The 16,437-nt window shown below is 72.5% G+C and carries 15 protein-coding genes; 8 read left to right on the top strand and 7 right to left on the bottom strand.

Features of this window, described 5'->3' with window-relative positions:
* Nucleotides 1-31: 31 nt before the first annotated feature.
* Nucleotides 32-577: a PadR family transcriptional regulator gene (locus ACWC0C_RS15170; RefSeq protein ID WP_449196222.1), complete on the top strand. Its 546-nt coding sequence runs from the start codon at nt 32-34 to the stop codon at nt 575-577.
* A gap of 66 nt (nt 578-643) precedes the next feature.
* Here ACWC0C_RS15170 and ACWC0C_RS15165 read toward each other — a convergent pair whose 3' ends face one another.
* A complete protein-coding gene (locus ACWC0C_RS15165) occupies nt 644-1,183 on the bottom strand; it encodes a hypothetical protein (RefSeq protein ID WP_450864315.1) in 540 nt (179 codons plus the stop codon).
* A 185-nt stretch (nt 1,184-1,368) separates the two neighbouring features.
* On the bottom strand, nt 1,369-2,343 hold the full coding sequence (locus tag ACWC0C_RS15160) for a fibronectin type III domain-containing protein (protein ID WP_450864313.1): 975 nt from the start codon (nt 2,341-2,343) through the stop codon (nt 1,369-1,371).
* Between the two features lie 497 nt (nt 2,344-2,840).
* On the opposite strand from ACWC0C_RS15160, the gene ACWC0C_RS15155 reads away from it, so the two are divergent.
* Nucleotides 2,841-3,542, top strand: a complete 702-nt coding sequence (locus ACWC0C_RS15155; RefSeq protein ID WP_449196225.1) for a glycoside hydrolase family 75 protein — start codon at nt 2,841-2,843, stop codon at nt 3,540-3,542.
* A 22-nt stretch (nt 3,543-3,564) separates the two neighbouring features.
* Here the strand turns inward: ACWC0C_RS15155 and ACWC0C_RS15150 are convergent, their stop codons facing one another.
* The 4 genes from ACWC0C_RS15150 to ACWC0C_RS15135 form a co-directional block, all read right to left on the bottom strand.
* On the bottom strand, nt 3,565-3,975 hold the full coding sequence (locus ACWC0C_RS15150) for a PTS-dependent dihydroxyacetone kinase phosphotransferase subunit DhaM (RefSeq protein ID WP_450864310.1): 411 nt from the start codon (nt 3,973-3,975) through the stop codon (nt 3,565-3,567).
* A 1-nt stretch (nt 3,976) separates the two neighbouring features.
* Nucleotides 3,977-4,585, bottom strand: coding sequence for a dihydroxyacetone kinase subunit DhaL (gene dhaL, locus ACWC0C_RS15145; protein WP_450864309.1), 609 nt, complete (start codon nt 4,583-4,585; stop codon nt 3,977-3,979).
* Nucleotides 4,586-4,652: 67 nt separating this feature from the next.
* The gene (dhaK, locus tag ACWC0C_RS15140; protein WP_449196228.1) at nt 4,653-5,645 is read right to left on the bottom strand and encodes a dihydroxyacetone kinase subunit DhaK; all 993 of its coding nucleotides are present in this window, start codon (nt 5,643-5,645) and stop codon (nt 4,653-4,655) included.
* A gap of 151 nt (nt 5,646-5,796) precedes the next feature.
* Nucleotides 5,797-9,969, bottom strand: coding sequence for a beta-galactosidase (locus tag ACWC0C_RS15135; protein ID WP_450864307.1), 4,173 nt, complete (start codon nt 9,967-9,969; stop codon nt 5,797-5,799).
* A 251-nt stretch (nt 9,970-10,220) separates the two neighbouring features.
* Between ACWC0C_RS15135 and ACWC0C_RS15130 the strand changes: the two genes are divergently transcribed.
* A complete protein-coding gene (locus ACWC0C_RS15130) occupies nt 10,221-10,559 on the top strand; it encodes a DUF3040 domain-containing protein (RefSeq protein WP_450864305.1) in 339 nt (112 codons plus the stop codon).
* Between the two features lie 33 nt (nt 10,560-10,592).
* Here the strand turns inward: ACWC0C_RS15130 and ACWC0C_RS15125 are convergent, their stop codons facing one another.
* On the bottom strand, nt 10,593-11,156 hold the full coding sequence (locus ACWC0C_RS15125; protein WP_450864303.1) for a hemerythrin domain-containing protein: 564 nt from the start codon (nt 11,154-11,156) through the stop codon (nt 10,593-10,595).
* Nucleotides 11,157-11,544: 388 nt separating this feature from the next.
* Between ACWC0C_RS15125 and ACWC0C_RS15120 the strand changes: the two genes are divergently transcribed.
* From ACWC0C_RS15120 to ACWC0C_RS15100, 5 genes are all read left to right on the top strand, one after another.
* Complete coding sequence (locus ACWC0C_RS15120; RefSeq protein ID WP_449196232.1) at nt 11,545-11,997, top strand: STAS domain-containing protein; 453 nt, start codon at nt 11,545-11,547, stop codon at nt 11,995-11,997.
* A gap of 119 nt (nt 11,998-12,116) precedes the next feature.
* Entirely contained in the window at nt 12,117-13,577 is a 1,461-nt protein-coding gene (locus ACWC0C_RS15115) for an ANTAR domain-containing protein (protein WP_450864301.1), read from the top strand.
* Nucleotides 13,578-13,711: 134 nt separating this feature from the next.
* A complete protein-coding gene (locus ACWC0C_RS15110) occupies nt 13,712-14,656 on the top strand; it encodes a nitroreductase/quinone reductase family protein (RefSeq protein WP_450864299.1) in 945 nt (314 codons plus the stop codon).
* Between the two features lie 318 nt (nt 14,657-14,974).
* On the top strand, nt 14,975-15,766 hold the full coding sequence (locus ACWC0C_RS15105) for an FAD-dependent oxidoreductase (protein WP_450864297.1): 792 nt from the start codon (nt 14,975-14,977) through the stop codon (nt 15,764-15,766).
* 23 nt (nt 15,767-15,789) lie between these two features.
* Nucleotides 15,790-16,350, top strand: a complete 561-nt coding sequence (locus ACWC0C_RS15100; protein WP_450864295.1) for an FAD-dependent oxidoreductase — start codon at nt 15,790-15,792, stop codon at nt 16,348-16,350.
* The last annotated feature ends 87 nt before the right edge of the window (nt 16,351-16,437 follow it).

Genomic DNA, 16,437 nt, shown 5'->3' with positions numbered 1-16,437 from the left:
GGCGCCTCGCGCACCTCCCTAGGATGAGCCCATGTCACTCCCGCACGCGATCCTCACCGCCCTGCTGGAAAAGCCGTCGTCGGGACTGGAACTGACCCGCCGGTTCGACAAGTCGATCGGGTACTTCTGGTCCGCGACGCACCAGCAGATCTATCGCGAGCTGGGGAAGCTGGAGGCCGAGGGCCTCATCCGCACCCTGCCGGCCGAGCAGCCGGCCCGCGGGCAGAAGAAGAGCTACGAGGTGCTGCCCGCGGGCCGCGCCGAACTGGCCCGCTGGACCGCCGCCGCACAGGACCCCAAGCCCCAGCGGGACGTGCTCCTGCTGCGGCTGCGGGCCGCGGCCGTGGTCGGCACGGCGGGCCTGGAGGCGGATCTGCGCCGCCATCTGGAGCTGCACCGGCGGCAGTTGGCCGTGTACCAGGAGATCGAGACGCGCGACTTCCCGCCGGACCGGGACGCCCCCGAGGACCGGCTGCGCCACCTCGTGCTGCGGGCCGGCATCGACCTGGAGACCTTCTGGACCCAGTGGCTCAGCCACGCCCTGGCGGAGTTCACCGAACTGCCCGACGCCGGCTGACTCCCGCGCCGGCGCCGGCACGACCGCTCGGAGCCGGGCACGACCGCTCGGAGTCGGTACGACCGCTCAGAGCCGGTACGGCTTCGAGCGGCGGCGCAGATACCAGCCCGTGGCGATCACCCCCGTGCCGACCAGGGCCGCGCCGATGCCCAGCGTCAGCGGGCCGTAGTCCCGGGCGGTTCCGCCCAGGCCGCCCAGCACACCCCGGGAGGGAGCCGGCGAGGCCGTCGACGAGATCGTCGGCCCCGTACCGGAGGAGACGATCACCGACTGGGTGCCCGCCGTGCTGCCGCTCGAACAGACCACGACCACGGTGTACGTCCCCGGGCTCACCCGCGACCAGGCCGCGGACTGGCTGACGGACGTGCCCGCCAGGGTCACCTGACGCCCCTGGGCGAAGTTCGCCTGCTTGCTGGTGAGCAGGGCCGCGTTGCCCCAGCTTCCGTTGATCTCGGAGCACGCGCTGGTGACCACCGAGACGGTGGACCCGGTGGTGCTGACCGAGATGCCCGAGGCCGCGGCGGCCGGCCCGGCGAGGGCCGCCGGGAGCGCCGCGGCGGCCGCCAGGGTCAGTCCGGAGCGGACGAGGAGTCGCGAGGTGTGCATGGGCAGCAGCCAACGCGGCCCCGGGCGGGCCCGCACCCGTTGGGCATCCGGTCGGGTGACGGTTTCCTTCGTACAGCGCAAGGTGGGTGGGCCTGCTCGTCCGCCGGGATCCGTACGTGGGCGGGTGCGGCCGGTTCCTGGTTGCGCGCGCGGTTCCCCGCGCCCTGGGTTGGTCGCTGTGCCCGTCAGCTGCCCATGGTCACCGTCCGCTCCGGCGACCAGCCGCCCCAGGTGCCGTCCGGGAGTCGCGCCCGCAGTCGTACCCGGTGTTCCTCGCCCGCGCTCCGGCCGGCGTAGAAGCTGTAGCTCGCCCGCCCGCGCGGGGGTGTGCCGCCCCACACCAGCGAGGTGGCCGCCGTGCCGTCGAGGCGGATCTGGTACTCGGTGATCACTCCGTCCACGCGCGGCGGGTCCCAGGACAGATCGATGTAGTACGCCCCGCCGGCCCGGTGCGTCGTCGCGGTGAAGGCGGTGGGCGCGGTGTTGCGGCCGTCGTCGGTGCCCGGGGTGGTGAGGCGGACCGGGGCGCCGGCGGGGGAGAGGTTGCCGGCGGCGTCGCGGGCGCGCACCGTGAAGACGTACCCGGTGCCGGGGCGCAGTCCGGTGACCACGGTCGCGGTCTGGTTCCCACCGACGCTGTGGATCTTCGCCCCGCCCTGCCAGATGTCGTACGACACCACGCCCCGGTCGTCCCGGGAGGCGCCCCAGGACAGCTGGACCTCCCGGCTGCCCACGGCCCGCCCGGTAGGACTCGACGGCCGGGTCGGCGCCGAGCGGTCCGCGGCCACCATGGCCGGGGTCCTGGCCCGCACAGCCTGGCTCGGCGGGCCGAGCCGGCCCTCGGTGTCCCGGGCCCGCACGGTGAAGGCATACACAGTGGACGGCCTGAGCCTGGTGACGTCCACCATGTGCTGCGAGCCCGGCACTTCCTCCACCTTCGTGGCGCCGCGATATACCTCGTAGCCGCGGATGCCGGGCTCGTCCGGCACCGCGTTCCACATCACGTGCACGCTCGTAGCGCTGCCCGCCTGCGCGGTGACCCCGGTCGGGGCACCGGGCGCCCGGCCTTCGTCGCTCTCGGCGGCCCGACTCCAGCCGCAGGACGCGACCAGCAGCAGAGCCCCGCAGACCAGGACGAGCGGCCAGGGAACGCGTCGCACGGCTCTGCCTCCCCCGGGACGGCGGCATGGGCATCACGTAAAGGTCCGGACCAATATGGCGCGTGGGTGCGGGCGCGGCAAGAGGGCCGGACGGGTGACCCCTGCGGGGCCGCGTGGGTGACCGTGAGCGTCCGGGTGAGTGACCGACCAAGGGCCGCACGGGTGACCCGCGTTGGTGACCATCCCGGGGCGTTACGTATGCTGAGGCTCCCTACGGCTGAACTGCCCGAGAGGGCAGGGCAGTTCATGCCTGTGGCGCGGACACGCTGTCGTCGCCGATCCCGCGCCGACGCGGGTGGCCCGGGGATCCGGACCGGCTTCGGCCCGGATCCCCGGCCCCTGTTGTCACTGTCACCGCACTGGCTCCCGCCGTCCCTCACAGGGGTGTCAGAGGCGTGCTCCATCCGGCCCCTTCGGAGCGGCCCGGACGGCCGGGGGCGTGGACCCGCCGCAGAGTGGGCTGAATGTCCATGTCCCCGACGAGAGGGTCCCTCATCGTGCGTGTCCAGTCGTTGACGCTGGCCGCGGCCGGCGCCGCCCTGCTCGCTCCGGCCGCGCTGCCCGTCCCGGCCGCCGCCGTCCCGCCCCATGAACGGCCCGCGGACCGCGGCGAGGCCGCCGTGGCCGCCGCCGACCTGATGGCCGGGCTGGGCGAGTGCCACCAGGTCTCCCGGGGCCGGTACCGCACCGACGCCGGCAGCCCCGCGACGGTGCCCGTCTGCGACACCAGGGACGCCGTCTACTGGAAGGCCGACCTGGACGTCGACTGCGACGGACAGTCCACCCGCCGCTGCAACAGCCGTACCGACCCCCAGTTCGCCACCATGACCGCCTACCAGCAGTCCGACGGCCGCCATCTGAACGCCGAGACCCTGCCCTACATCGTGATCCCCGAAGCGAGCCGCATCTGGAACCCCCGCAAGCAGGGCGTACAGGGCGGTTCCGTGGCAGCCGTCGTCTACCGGGACCGGGTGCAGTACGCCGTGGTCGGCGACACCGGTCCGAGCGACCTCATCGGTGAGGCCTCCTACGCCACCGCCCGCGGCCTCGGCATCCGGACCGACCCGCGCGGCGGCGGGGCGCCCTCCGATGTCACCTACATCGTCTTCAAGAACTCCCGCGTGGACCCGATCGAGGACCAGGCGGCGGCGACGGCCATGGGGCAGCGGCTGGCCAGGCTGTTCATCGCGAACAAGTGACCGGCCGGCCCCCGTGGCCCTCTCACACCTTGCGGTAGCCGTACGCCTCCGTCGCCGCGGCCTCCACCGCGTCCAGGCCGGCACCCGCGGCGGCCGTGACCACCGCGGCCACCGCGCCCTCGACGAACGGCGCGTCCACCAGCCGTGTGCCGTCCGGCAGTTCGTCGCCCTCGGCGATCAGCGCCTTCACGGTGAGCACGGCACTGCCCAGGTCGGTGAGCACCGCGACACCGGCGCCCCGGTCCACCGCGGCCGCCGCGGCCGAGATCAGCTCGGCGCTGGTGCCGAGCCCGCCGTCCTCGGTGCCGCCCGCCGGGGCCACGGGCACCGCCGGGGCCCCGCCCGCCAGGCCCTTCGCCAGCTCGGCGACCGAGGCGGCCACCTCCGCGCTGTGCGACACCAGCACGATCCCGACCACCTTCCCCTCGCTCACCTCAGCCCTCCGCCGCCGCGGCCGCTTCTTCCAGTCCGGCGACGAGCAGTGCCGACGAGGTGGCCCCCGGGTCCTGGTGGCCGATGCTGCGCTCGCCGAGATAACTCGCCCGGCCCTTGCGGGCCTGCAACGGCGTGGTGGCCACCGCGCCCTCCTCGGCGGCGGCCCGCGCCGCGGCGAAGCCCTCGCCCAGCGCGTCCACGGCCGGCAACAGGGCGTCGATCATGGTCTTGTCGCCGGGGGCCGCCCCGCCGAGCGCCATCACCCCGTCCACGCCCGCGCGCAGAGCCTCGGCCAGCTGCTGCTCGCTGACCTCGGCGGCGTCGCCGAGCGCCTTGCCGGTCCGGCGCAGCAGCGTGCCGTAAAGCGGCCCGGACGCGCCGCCCACCGTCGAGATGAGCTGCCGCCCGGCGAGGACCAGGATCCCACCCGGGGTGTCCGGCGCCTCCTTCTCCAGGGCGGTCGTCACGGCCGTGAAGCCGCGCTGCAGATTGCTGCCGTGGTCGGCGTCCCCGATGGCCGAGTCGAGGTCGGTGAGCCGGTCCGCCTCACGGTTGACGGAAGCGGCGGCCGCCGCCATCCAACGGCGGAAGAAGTCGGCGTCGAGCACTGGATCTCCTTGCGTGGTAGGGGTGTTGACCGGCGTGCTACGGCTGATGGTCGCCTCGTCCGCCGTATCACATCCCCCAGCGCAGCGCCGGGGTCTTCACCGGCGCGTCCCACAACCGCAGCAGCTCCTCGTCGGCCTGACAGAGCGTCACCGAGGCGCCCGCCATGTCCAGCGAGGTGACATAGTTGCCGACGAGGGTGCGGGCCACGGCCACCCCGCGCTCGCGCAGCACCCGCTGCACCTCGGCGTTGAAGCCGAACAGCTCCAGCAGGGGCGTGGCACCCATGCCGTTGACCAGCACCAGCACGGGGCTGCGCGGCGGCATGTCCTCCAGGATCGCGTTCACCGCGAAGTCGGCGATCTCCCCGGAGGTCATCATCGGCCGCCGCTCCCGGCCCGGCTCGCCGTGGATGCCGATGCCCAACTCCAGTTCGCCGTCCGGCAGATCGAAGGTGGGGGAGCCCTTCGCCGGGGTCGTACAGGCGCTGAGCGCGACACCGAAACTCCGGGAGTTCTCGTTCACCTGACGCCCGATGGACTCGACCCGCTCCAGCGGCTGCCCCTCGGCCGCGGCGGCGCCCGCGATCTTCTCCACGAACAGCGTCGCGCCGGTGCCGCGCCGCCCCGCCGTGTAGAGGCTGTCGGTGACCGCCACGTCGTCGTTCACCAGCACCTTGGCGACCTGGATGCCCTCGTCCTCGGCCAGTTCGGCCGCCATGTCGAAGTTGAGCACGTCACCGGTGTAGTTCTTCACGATGAACAGCACCCCGGCGCCGCTGTCCACGGCGGCCGCGGCCCGCGCCATCTGGTCCGGCACCGGCGAGGTGAACACCTCTCCGGGACAGGCGGCGGAGAGCATGCCCGGGCCGACGAACCCGCCGTGCAGCGGCTCGTGCCCCGACCCGCCACCGGACACCAGTGCGACCTGCCCGGCCACCGGAGCGTCCCGGCGGACGATCACCCGGTTCTCCACGTCCACGGTCAGGTCGGGATACGCGGCCGCCATCCCGCGCAGCGCGTCCGCCACGACGGTCTCCGGCACGTTGATCAACATCCTCATGGGTGTCTCCTCGTGAGCTTAGCGGCTGAGCCCAGGGCTACTGGAAGTATCGACCTTGCACCAGCGAAGGTCACCTGCGACCGCGCGGCTTCACGGTCTGTAGCGTCCAGTGGCCCTGGGTGGCAGCTGCGGGCGTCCGTCAGCCGCGCAGCTAGCCGCACGTCAGCGTCGGCACGCCCCAGTCACCGTGGTCGTTCCCATTGCCGTCGCCGGCGTCACCGACCTTGAGGTCGACCACCTGGGCGCCGCTGACGTCGACGTCGACCGGCACCGCGGCCTGTTTGCCGCGGATCGTCGGCGTGGTCGCCAAGGTCTTGCCGTCGGCGACCACGGAGAAGGTCACCGTTCCCGCGCCACCTGTCTCGTCGTCGACACCGACGTCCGCCGTCAGACGAGAGCACTTTCCGGCGAGGTAGAGCTCGACGTCGCTGACCGCGTTGGTGCCCAGGCCCTTGGCGTAACCGGCGCCGGCGATACTGATCGGCCGGCCGTCCCCGGCCGCCTGTTCGCCGACGCTGCTGTCGCGCTCGACCGGGCCCCACCCGTTGGTGGACGACAGGAACGGCAGGTCGCTCACCGCGCTCTTCCCGGTCGGCGGAGCCGGGGGGATCCCGCCGACGATGCGCTCGTCACCTCCGGCGGCCTGCCGTCCGCCTTGCAGGTAGTGCACCGTGGTGGTGAGTGCCGAGGCGGAGGGCAGCTTCCCGGCCGGCGGCTGGACCTTCCAGGTGAAGGTGGCCGATGCGCCGGGTTGCACGCGCTTGACGGACGTGGGGCTCGTGGCACTCACGCTCCAGCCTTCGGGCGCGGACATCGAGGCCGTCAGCCGGGTGGCGGACGGTCGGTCCTTCGGCACCCGCACCGTGGCCTCGGCCGCGAAAGCCTGTGCTGACTGAGCGGTGTTCGGCACGTCCAGGGTGACATCCGCTCCCGGACGCTTCGGCATCGCGTACTTCCCTTGGTCGTAGCGCGGGCTGTCGTTCTGCGCGACGCGGAGGGACGAGGCATAGCTGCCGTAGTCGGTGAGCGAGACCTTGCCGAGTCCGCCGGTGCTGCCGTCCAGGTTCCACACGGCGATGGCGATGCTGTTCCGGCCGTTCGGATCCAGGATCCCGCCCGGGACCGGGAAGGTGTGCTGTGGGCCGAGGTAGTTGACGTAGTTGCCGACCTGCCAGCCGTTCACGAAGATCGTGGCACGGTACTTGCGTGACGGGTCGTCGGTGAACGTCAGCCCGAGCGAGGTGTCCTGACCGTGCGGCAGGTCCAGGTTGACGTCGGTGCGGTACCAGGAGACCCCGGGGCGTGTGTCGGCCGTCGGAAGGGACACCCGGTTCCAGCTGCCGTCCGGGTAGCCCGGCAGGGACCAGCCGGCCCGCTCGCCGTACAGGCCGCCCGTCGAGAGCGGGCCGCGCACCGGGTCCTGCGGGTCCTCGCCGCCTCGTACGCCCTGCAGCCGCCAGGTGACGGTGGTCAGCGGCGCCCCCACGAGGGAGGCGCTGGTCAGGCCGCGCGCCGTCTTGTTGCCGTTGGTCGCGTCGTAGTCCTCCTCGTGCCCCATGTTCACGGTGAGCACGGAGATGACGTTGTCCCCCTCGGACTTCACCGAACCGGCCGGGAAGGTGAAGTCGGCGCTACCGGTGGTGGAGCTGCCCAGGAAGGTGCCGCCCAGCCAGGCGGAGAACGCCTGCGCGTTGCCGCCCGAGTCCGAGACCAGGTGGATGCCGGTCTCCTTGCCGGTGGCGCGGAAGCGGCCGCGGTACCACGTGTTGCCGGTGTGGAAGCCGTAGTCGTCCGCGTAGAGCACGGGCGGCGAGTTGCTGCCGGAGACGCTGTTGGTGGTCGTCTTGTCGGCCACCTGCCAGCTGGAGTCGTCGAAACCGGGGGTCGCTTCGGGGGACTCCTCGGCATGCTTCCAGTTCGTCAGTGTCGGCAGGTGTATCGGGCCGGCGACCGGGATCTTCCCGGTGAGGCTTCCCGCGTCGGTGGCCCGGGTGTCCAATGCCTTGCCGTTCCAGGTGACGTGGTCGGCAGCGGTGAACACCTCGATGTTCTTGTCATCGGCGTTGTCGCCGGTGAGCGCCGCGGTGTGGCCGCCGTCGAGGCTGGTCGCCGTCCGCAGCAGGTGGGTGCCGCGCACGAGCACCGGGCCGGTCGCCGTGTCCTGGCGCCAGAAGGTCTCCGCGGTGGCCTTGTCGCCGACGAGCAGCTGCAGCGGGCGCTTCCCGCCGCCGCTGACGCTGATGCGTATCAGGCCCTTGTGCGGGTAGTTCAGCCGCAGATCACCGGTGGCCTCGTCCCACGTGGTCGTGACCGTACCGCCGCTGCTGGTCACGGTGGGCTTGGCGGAGTAGCGCAGCACGGTCTCGCCGTCGCTGCCCGGGTCGCCGTAGAGCACGGCGACGTCCCGGTCGCCGATGGTCGCGTGGGTCATGATCTCCGAGGTCGAGTACTGCAGCTGCGCATCCCCGAGCCGGTAGTTCGCCACGATCACGTGCGAGTCGCGCCCGTCCAGGGTGATCGCGGTCCCCGGCTGCTGCGGCACGACCGGGTAGGTCGGCGTCGCGGTGGCGGCCGTCGGCACGTCGATGGCGTCGACGGACACATAGTCGTCCGTGGACCCGGAGCTGTGGTTCCCGTTGACGACGATCTTCAGCGTGTGCGCCCCCGGCGTCAGCCCGGTCTTCTGGAAGATCACCGCCTGGTTCTCGCCGCCGGAGTCGTCGACCGTCGCCACCTTGGTGCCGTCGAGATAGACGTCGGCGTAGCCATGGTTGTTCGTCTTCGAGCCGATCCAGCGGATCGCGGTGCCGTCGAAGGGGACGGTGACCGAATCACCGGCCTTGTTGGAGAACGACTCGGTGTGCTTGTAGTCGCCGCCGGTGTAACTCTGGTCGGCCACGTGCGACCACGAACCGGTGTACTGCAGCGCGGAGTCGGGGTCGTCCCAGGTGTAGGTGGTGTCCGAAGACGGCTGGGCGTTGAAGTCCAGCGCGATGTGGGTCTTGTCGACCGCGGTGGACGTGGAGTTCCCGTGCCGCAGGACGTGGAACTGCGTCTTGGTGTCGGGGTTCATCCGGGCGGTGTCGACGACCGCGGAGTCGTCCGGCGGCGTGGCCCTGATCGCCTCGGTCTTGGTCAGCGGGGCGACCGACTGCGTGAAGTACCCGATCAGCTTGTCCTCGTAGTACTTCGGATCGAGCTGGCGGTTCTCGCGGATCGCGGCCCCGTAGTCGTAGGAGGTGTAGTTCTCCGGCATGCCCAGCCAGCCCCAGTTGGTGCCGCCGTAGGTCATGTAGAAGCTCTGCGCGGTGGCGCCGACGGCTATGTTCTGCTTGTAGAACACGTCGGCGAACCGGTCGTTGATCAGCTGGGCGCACTTGTCGTAGCCCGGCCCGCCCCAGGGGTCGAAGGCGCCGCCCTGGAACTCCGGCGAGTACAGCGGCTTGCCGTCCGGGTGGTCGTAGCCGATGTCGGGTACGCCGTTCCACTTCGAGGGGTTGGAGCAGTTGAAGCCCTGCGGGTAGGAGTCCGGTCCGTCGACGTCCAGGGCGCCGGTGCCGGAGTTGAAGGTGCCGTTGTTGTTGCCGGTCAGCGGTACGGTGATGCCGTCGGCGCGGGCCTTGTCCTCCAGGTGCTTCATGTAGGAGCGGCCGGCGGCCGAGCCGTTGTAGTACTCGTTCTCGACCTGGTAGGCGATGACGGACCCGGTGCCGTTGGTCAGTTGATGCCGGGCGATGATCTGGTCGATCCGGGTCAGCCACTCGTCCGCGTATTTCAGGAACTGCGGGTCGTCACTGCGGTTGTGCCCGGCCTTGGTGGTCATCCAGCCGGGCAGGCCGCCGCTGTCGACCTCCGCGTTGATGTACGGCGCAGGGCGCGCGATCACGTAGAGCCCGGCCTCCTGGGCCATGTCGAGCAGCTTGTCGACGTCACGCACCCCGCTGAAGTCGTACACGCCCGGCTTCGGCGAGTGGTACCCCCAGTCGAAGTACAGGGACGTGGAGTTGAACCCGGCGGCCTTCATCTTCTGGAAGATGTCGCGCCACAGGTCCGGACTCGGGAGCCGGAAGTAGTGGAACTCGCCGGACCACAGGTAGGTGCGCTTGCCGTCGACGCGGAACGAGTAGCCGTCGAGACTCACCGTGTGCGCCCCTGGACTTGCGGCAGGAGCGGCGGCGGGTGGGTGCCCGCCGACGTCCTGCGCGGCGGCGGGCGCGGTCATGCCGGCGGCCAGGGCGATGGTCGCGGCCGTCGCGAAGACCGCTCTCCACCACCGACGGTGACTGGGTCTCGCAGCTTCTGAACCGATCCGATTACTCCGCATTGCGGCCTCCATACCGCCTGAGCAATCAACATCGAACAGACTCAGGCAAAGTCGAACAGTAAGGGGCCGCAAGGCGCAACACAATGGGGCGGAAGCGCACAGTGTGCAAAGGGCCTGGCTCTTGGCCGCAGTTCCGGCACCGGGCTCATCGCGGAACAGGAATCCGGTGTGCGTACATGAGGCCGAGGCGTCGAGGGAACTCGCGCGTCCGGGGACGGAAGCCGCCGATCGGCGCAGGAGGTGCCGTCGCCGTGGACGACCGGGAGATGGGGGAGATGCACGACGAGGTACGGCTGTCGCCGCGCGAACGGCGCGTACTGATGCAGATCGAGACGGACCTCCGGCAGGACCGCGGGTTCGCGTGCCGCATGGGCGACGCGCACCGCGAGGTGTGGCTGCCGGCGGCGGTGGCGCTGCTCGGCATCGCCTCGGCGTTCGTGGCCGTCATGGGCGTACGCACCTCGGACCCCGCCGTGCTGTGGTGCTTCGCGCTGCTGTGGCCCCTCACCCTCTTCCAGGCGTTCCGCCTCCTGCGCCGAGCCGCCCGCCGTCGGCCCCGTTCCGGGGACCGAGTGCGGCCCCGGCTCTGAGGAGCCGGGGCCGGGGGGCGGGGGCCCCGGCTTTCAGCCCTCCTTGCCCCGCCCCGACAGCGCGTCGCGCATCCGGTCGACCAGGCCGGTTCCCGGGGCCAGCAGCTTGTTGGCCGGGGGAGTGTGCGGTGCCGACGGGTGCGGGCGGGTGGGAGCCGTCTTCTTCGCGCGGCGTACCTTGTCGCCCAGCTTCATCAGCGCGTCAGCGGGGCAGGCGGCCTCCAGCCTGGGGAAGAGGTTCTGCTCCTCGTCCCTCACATGGGCCCGGATCTCGCTCATCAGCCGTGCCATGAGCGTGTCGAACTGCGGATCGTCCGCCCGCAGGTCCTCCATGTCCTTCATGATCCGCTCGGCCTTGGCGTGGTCCTCGAGCTCCTTGTCCGCCATGGCGTCCCCGCCGGTCAGATGCTCGCGCACCGCCGGGTACAGATAGGCCTCCTCCGCGACCGAGTGCCGCACCAGCTCGATCGTGGCCTGGTCGGCGAGGTCCTTGCGGTTCCCGGAGCCGGGCGGCAGCGCCTCGATACGGCCGAAGAGCTCCTCGACCTCACGGTGATCGGTCGTCAGCTCCTGGATGACGTTTCCACCGTGCCCCATGTCGTCACCTCCTGCGAGACATCACGGCGGCCCCTTGGCGGCCTGCCGTCGCCGCGCCGAGTGCCCCGGGCACGCCGCGCTACACGGTCGTACCGCACCGGTCGCCGCATCGAGCGACGCCGCCTCCACGGGGCGCGTCCGCCCACGCCACCGCCGTACGGCCGTGGGCGCCGCGCCGGCGCGATCCGGTACCGCCGGACCTGCGGCGCGCGCCGGCCGCACCGAGCGGGCTCCGCACCTCACCCGCCCGGCGGTACGGCGGCCCAAGCCGCCCGAGCCGCGACACGCCCGAGCAGAATCGTTGCGTCAGCGCGGGGCCGGAGGCACAGTGAACTCCCGGTCAAGACGCGGCTGGCTGGTCCTTCCCCACCCAGGAAGTCCGATCCCCATGGAAAACGGTCAGCTGTCCCGTGCCCGGGTCCACCCCGGCATCCCGACCCCGCTGCTGCTGCAGACCGTGCACGAGCAACGGCCCGAGGCCGGCGCGGTCAGCGTCCTGAAGGCACGGGGCACGGTCGACGCCTCCAACGCCCTGGAGTTCTCCGAGACGCTCGCCGAGCACATCGCCCAGGCCGACAGGGCCGACGAGCACCCCGTGCTGGACATGACCGAGGTGTACCTCGCCTGCCCGGCCGCGGTGCGGGCCGTGGACCGGGCGACCGGGACCCTCGCCTTCTCCGGCCGCGCCCTGCCCGTCGTACAGCCCCGGCCGCATGTGCGCGAGGCCCTGCGCGCCGCACGACTGCCGGGCGTCCGCGTGTACGCCACGATGGCGTCCGCCCTGAACTCCCTGGAGGCCCGCAGACGGGCGGGCCCACGGCCGGGTGGCACCGGTTGGTGAGCGAGGCGGCCGCCCCGCCCGGCGCGGTGGATGGCGCGGCCGGCGGCCGGGCACCTACCGTACGCAGTGGTCAGGAAGCGGCCGCCCGAGTCCGTCGCGACGTCCTGTCCGGTGATGCCATGAAACCCTCTTCCGACCCGCCCGCCGCCACGGCCCCGCTCGTCATCGAGTCGTCCGTCGTCGAGGGACTGCCCGCCGAGGGAGCGCTGCTGCTGCGCATCTCAGGCAGCCTCGACGCCGCGGGAGCCCAGTCCTGGGCGGCGGAGCTGCGCGGCCATCTCGACCAGGCGGACCGCGCGGGTCTGCGGCCCGTCCTCGACATGGCTCACGTGCAGCTCGGCGGTGCCGCCGTGCTGCACGCCCTCAGCGAGACGACCCGGGCCCGCGCCGGGCGCCCGGACCTGATCATCGTCCGCGCCCGGCCCGGAGTGCGCGAGGCGGTCCATCTCGCCCGCCTCGGCGGCGTCCAGCTCTACGCCACCCTCGACGAGGCGCTGCGAGAGCTGGCCCGCGGTGCCTCCCGCGTGGAGGAGCTGCCCGCCTGGCGGTCGCAGATGGCGGATCCGCTGCGGCCCGGTTACGAGGACCTGCGCAAGGAGGTCCGCGCACTGCGCGCCCGGGTGTGCACCGCCCCGGTCATCGGCATGGCGCAGGGCGTGCTCATGGTGCGCTACGGCCTGCCGGACTCCGGAAGCGCCTTCCGCGCGCTGCTCGAGGCCTCGCAGCGGTTCAACGTGCCGTTGCGCGTCCTGGTCTCCGCAGTGGTGGTGGCCCGGCCCCCGGACGGCGAGGTGTGGTTCCCCGGCCGCCGCCCCCTGCCCCTGCCACAACTGCGGATCCTGGCCCGCGACGGCCGCGACCCCCGCTACCGGCGGCAGATGATCGACGCCGCGCTGCACGAGGCGCTGACCATCGCGGGGGCACCGGCCGGATATGTACTGCTGGTCGACCCGGCCGTGAACGCGCTCGTACCGGAGACCCACCACGGCTGCACGGACACGTTTCTCGACCACCTCGTGCGCGGCCGCGACGAGGGCACGGCCGACGCGGTCGCGCGGCTGCGCGGACGCCGGGTGAGCGTGCCCGACGTGGCCGCCGACACGCTGCTCTCCGAGGAGTCCCGGCGCGTCCTGCTGACCACGGGCACCGGCGCCCTGCAGAGCATCCCCGTGCTGTCCGCGGCCGGCTCCTGCACCGGCGTGATCACCCTGCACTGGCCCGACGCCGGCCACCGGCCGACCGCCGCCCAGGCCGAGGCTCTCGGTCTGCTGGCCTCCGACACAGCGAACTGGCTCAGCTGGTACCACCGCTCGGTACTCCTCGACGCCCTCGAACACCTCCACCGGTCGGTGTCCGGTTCGGTCCCGCGACCCGAGGGCGGGGTGGGTGGGCCGCGCCGCCCCGGGACCCCGGACCCCGCACGCACCACGCACCGCCTGGCGGGAGTCCGGCGCACGTCCCATCCGCAGCAGCCCGGACAACGGCGCAGTGCCAAGGGAGGTGGCACCCCCGAGGACAGCGGCGAGCCCAAGGCCCGCCAGGCCGCCGTGCCGCCGGAACAGCGCCCCGACCAGCCGTGAGCGCCCCGGAGGGGCACGGGAGATGCCTGGCCGCTCCGCCACGATCACCACCCCTTCGGCGCAGTCACCCGGCGCCCCCGCTCGCGGTGGGCGCGTTCCCGTACCCACGCTGGAGCGGAGGCCTGCGGCCGAAGATGCGGCGGTGTGCCGAGCCGACGCACTCTCGACACCGTGAAGCCGGCGCGCCAGTGCAACTCCCGGACGAATCCGTGATCCCGGCGGTCGAGTACCGGCGGGTCATCGACGAGTTCCGTGCCAACGGCGGCAGGGTCGGCGGCCGGTACCAGGACGTCCGGCTGCTGCTGACCACCGTGGACGCGGGGTCCGGGGCTCCGCGTACGACCCCGCTCGTCTACCTCCTCGACGGCGCCGACCGTCATCTGGTCTTCGCCACCGCCGAGGGTGTGTCGCGGCCCCCGGCCTGGCTGCGTGACGTGTCGGCCGACCCGAGGGCCGGGGTCGAGGACGGCGTCTTCGCCTACGACGCGCGGGCCGTCGTCCTGGAGGGGGAACGGGGCGAGCGTGCCCTCGCCCGCGCCGCGGAAGTGTGCCCCGGAGCGTGCGGGCCCGTGGTCGCCCTCCAGCCGATCGGCCTGCCGAGGCCGGCCACGGATTCGCGGGGAACGGCCCTGAAGCTGATCCACGACGCCTTCCGGCGGGAACTCGCCCTCCTCCGCAAGGAGATCGCCGACTCCGGCACCACACTGGGTGCCCAACTGCGGGTGAACTGCCTGACCGTCTGTCAGGGGCTGCGTCAGCACCACGCCATCGGGCACCGGCCCGCCGTCCCCGTACCGGCTCGTGCTCAGTTCCCGCAGCAAGTCCGGCGCACCCCCCCTGCAGACGGCGCTGCGCGTTCAGCTCGGCGCACACACTCACCAGCTCGAACTCGCCCCGAACGAAGAAGAACAACGGCCCGAACACCGGCCGCAGATAGGAGTAGGCCTGGGCCACCGACAGCGACTCCTCGGGCTCCGAGAAGAACCGCTCGCGGTCGTCGTGGTCCAGCAGGACCACCGCCTGCCGGGACGCCAGCTTCAGGCGGAACAGCCGGCCGTGCTCGGCATAGCCCCGCCTGAGCAGGCCGACCAGGTTGTCGGCGAACTCCGGGAGATGTCCCACCAGCGGCAGGGCGCCGGACACGAGGGGCGCCGTGCCGGACGACGCACGGGTCGGCGCAGCGGACATCGGCCTCTCCTCCGGTTCGCGCCTCGTCGAGCCGGACCACGGCCTGCGCCAAGGGGCACACCCCGTTCGCCGGGGCAGCGGCGTCGGGCCGCCGGGCAGCGGATACGCGAAACGCTACCCACCCGATTCCCACGCCGTATTCCGGAGCCCGCCGGTGCGCGTACGCGAGCGCGACGGCCCTGCTCAGCACGTGCGGTGCCCCTGCCGCCATGAGTGGATGGCGGCAGGGAACCCCCTTCGTCTGGTTGGAGGCTGCTCAGTCCGATCCGGATGTCGTCGTCGTGGGCGCCGGTATCGCCGGCTGCGCGGCCGCCCTCGCCTTCGCCCGGAGAGGCGCCCGTGTCGTGGTGCTCGACTCCACGAGTGCCCCCTCGGCCCGGCTGGCCGGTGAGTGGCTGCACCCGGCGGGCGGGGCCGTGCTCCGCCGGCTGGGTATCACCGACCTCGCCGGCCACGGCGTCAGCGGCACGGGGTTCACCGTGTACCCGGCGGACGGCAGCGAGTCCATCGCCCTGCCCTACCCGGACGGTGTCACGGGTCTGAGCATCCCTCACCACACGCTGCTCGGCAGACTCCAGCAGGCCGTGCAGGACCGCCCGGAGGTGGAGTTCGTCAGAGGCGTGCACGCTCGCGTCACCGGTCAGGGCCGGGTGGAGACCAACGGCCGGGGCCGGGGGCGCACCCACCGCTTCCGAGCCGATGTCGTGGTCGGCGCCGACGGCCGCTCCTCCCAGGTGAGGGAGTTCCTCGGCGCCGCCGACCGGCACATCACACCCTCCCGTACGGCCGGTGTGCTGCTGGAGGACGAGGAACTGGGGGAGCCGGGGTTCGGCCGGGTCCTGCTCGGCGGGCCGGGCCCGGTGCTCGCCTATCACATCGCCCCGAGCCGTATCCGGCTCTGCTTCGACGTCCCCCTCACCCACCCCCGGCCGCCCGCGCCGTACGACTACCTCTGGCACGGCTACCACCGCGCCGTCTCCGAGGAACTGCGGCGGCCCTGAACCGGGCCCTGCACACCGGGCGGGTGCAGTGGTCGGCCAACCGCTGCCGCCTCCGCACGAGTTACGGCTGCGGCCGCACCGCGCTGATCGGCGACGCGGTCGGCTCCACCCACCCGCTGACCGGCATCGGGATGAGCATGGGGCTGCTCGACGCCGAGGCACTGGCCGACTGCGAGAGCCGGGTGTCCGCCTACGTCCGCCACCGGGCCACGTCCGCCAAGGTCTCCGAGCGGGTGGCCCTGACCGTCCACCGTGCCCTGACCGGTCACGACCCGGCCACCACCGTGCTACGGCAGGCGATGTACCGGGTGTGGCGCGACAGCGACGCGGAGCGGCGGCGCACCATGCGGCGGCTGGGCATGCAGGACAGCGCGTGCGGCTCGTTGTACGGCGCCGCGCTGCACATCCTCGGGGCCGCCGCCACGGACACGGTCGGCCTGATCCGCACCACCCGCCAGCTGACCCATGTCACGCAGACGCTGCCCGGCCTGCTGAGCTGGCTGGCCTGGCTGAACCACAACTCGGCGGCCATCACCCCACCGGCCTGCCGTCCCGCCAACCGCATCGCCGTACTGAGCCCCTGAGTCCCCGAGCCCCTGAGCCTCGGGCATGGCGTGAAGCGTCGGATAGCGTAGAAGCCCTCCCGAGAGGATCCCGAGAGGACACAGCCG

Source organism: Streptomyces sp. NPDC001709 (assembly GCF_053596375.1).
This window is presented reverse-complemented; position numbering and strand designations above follow the sequence as displayed.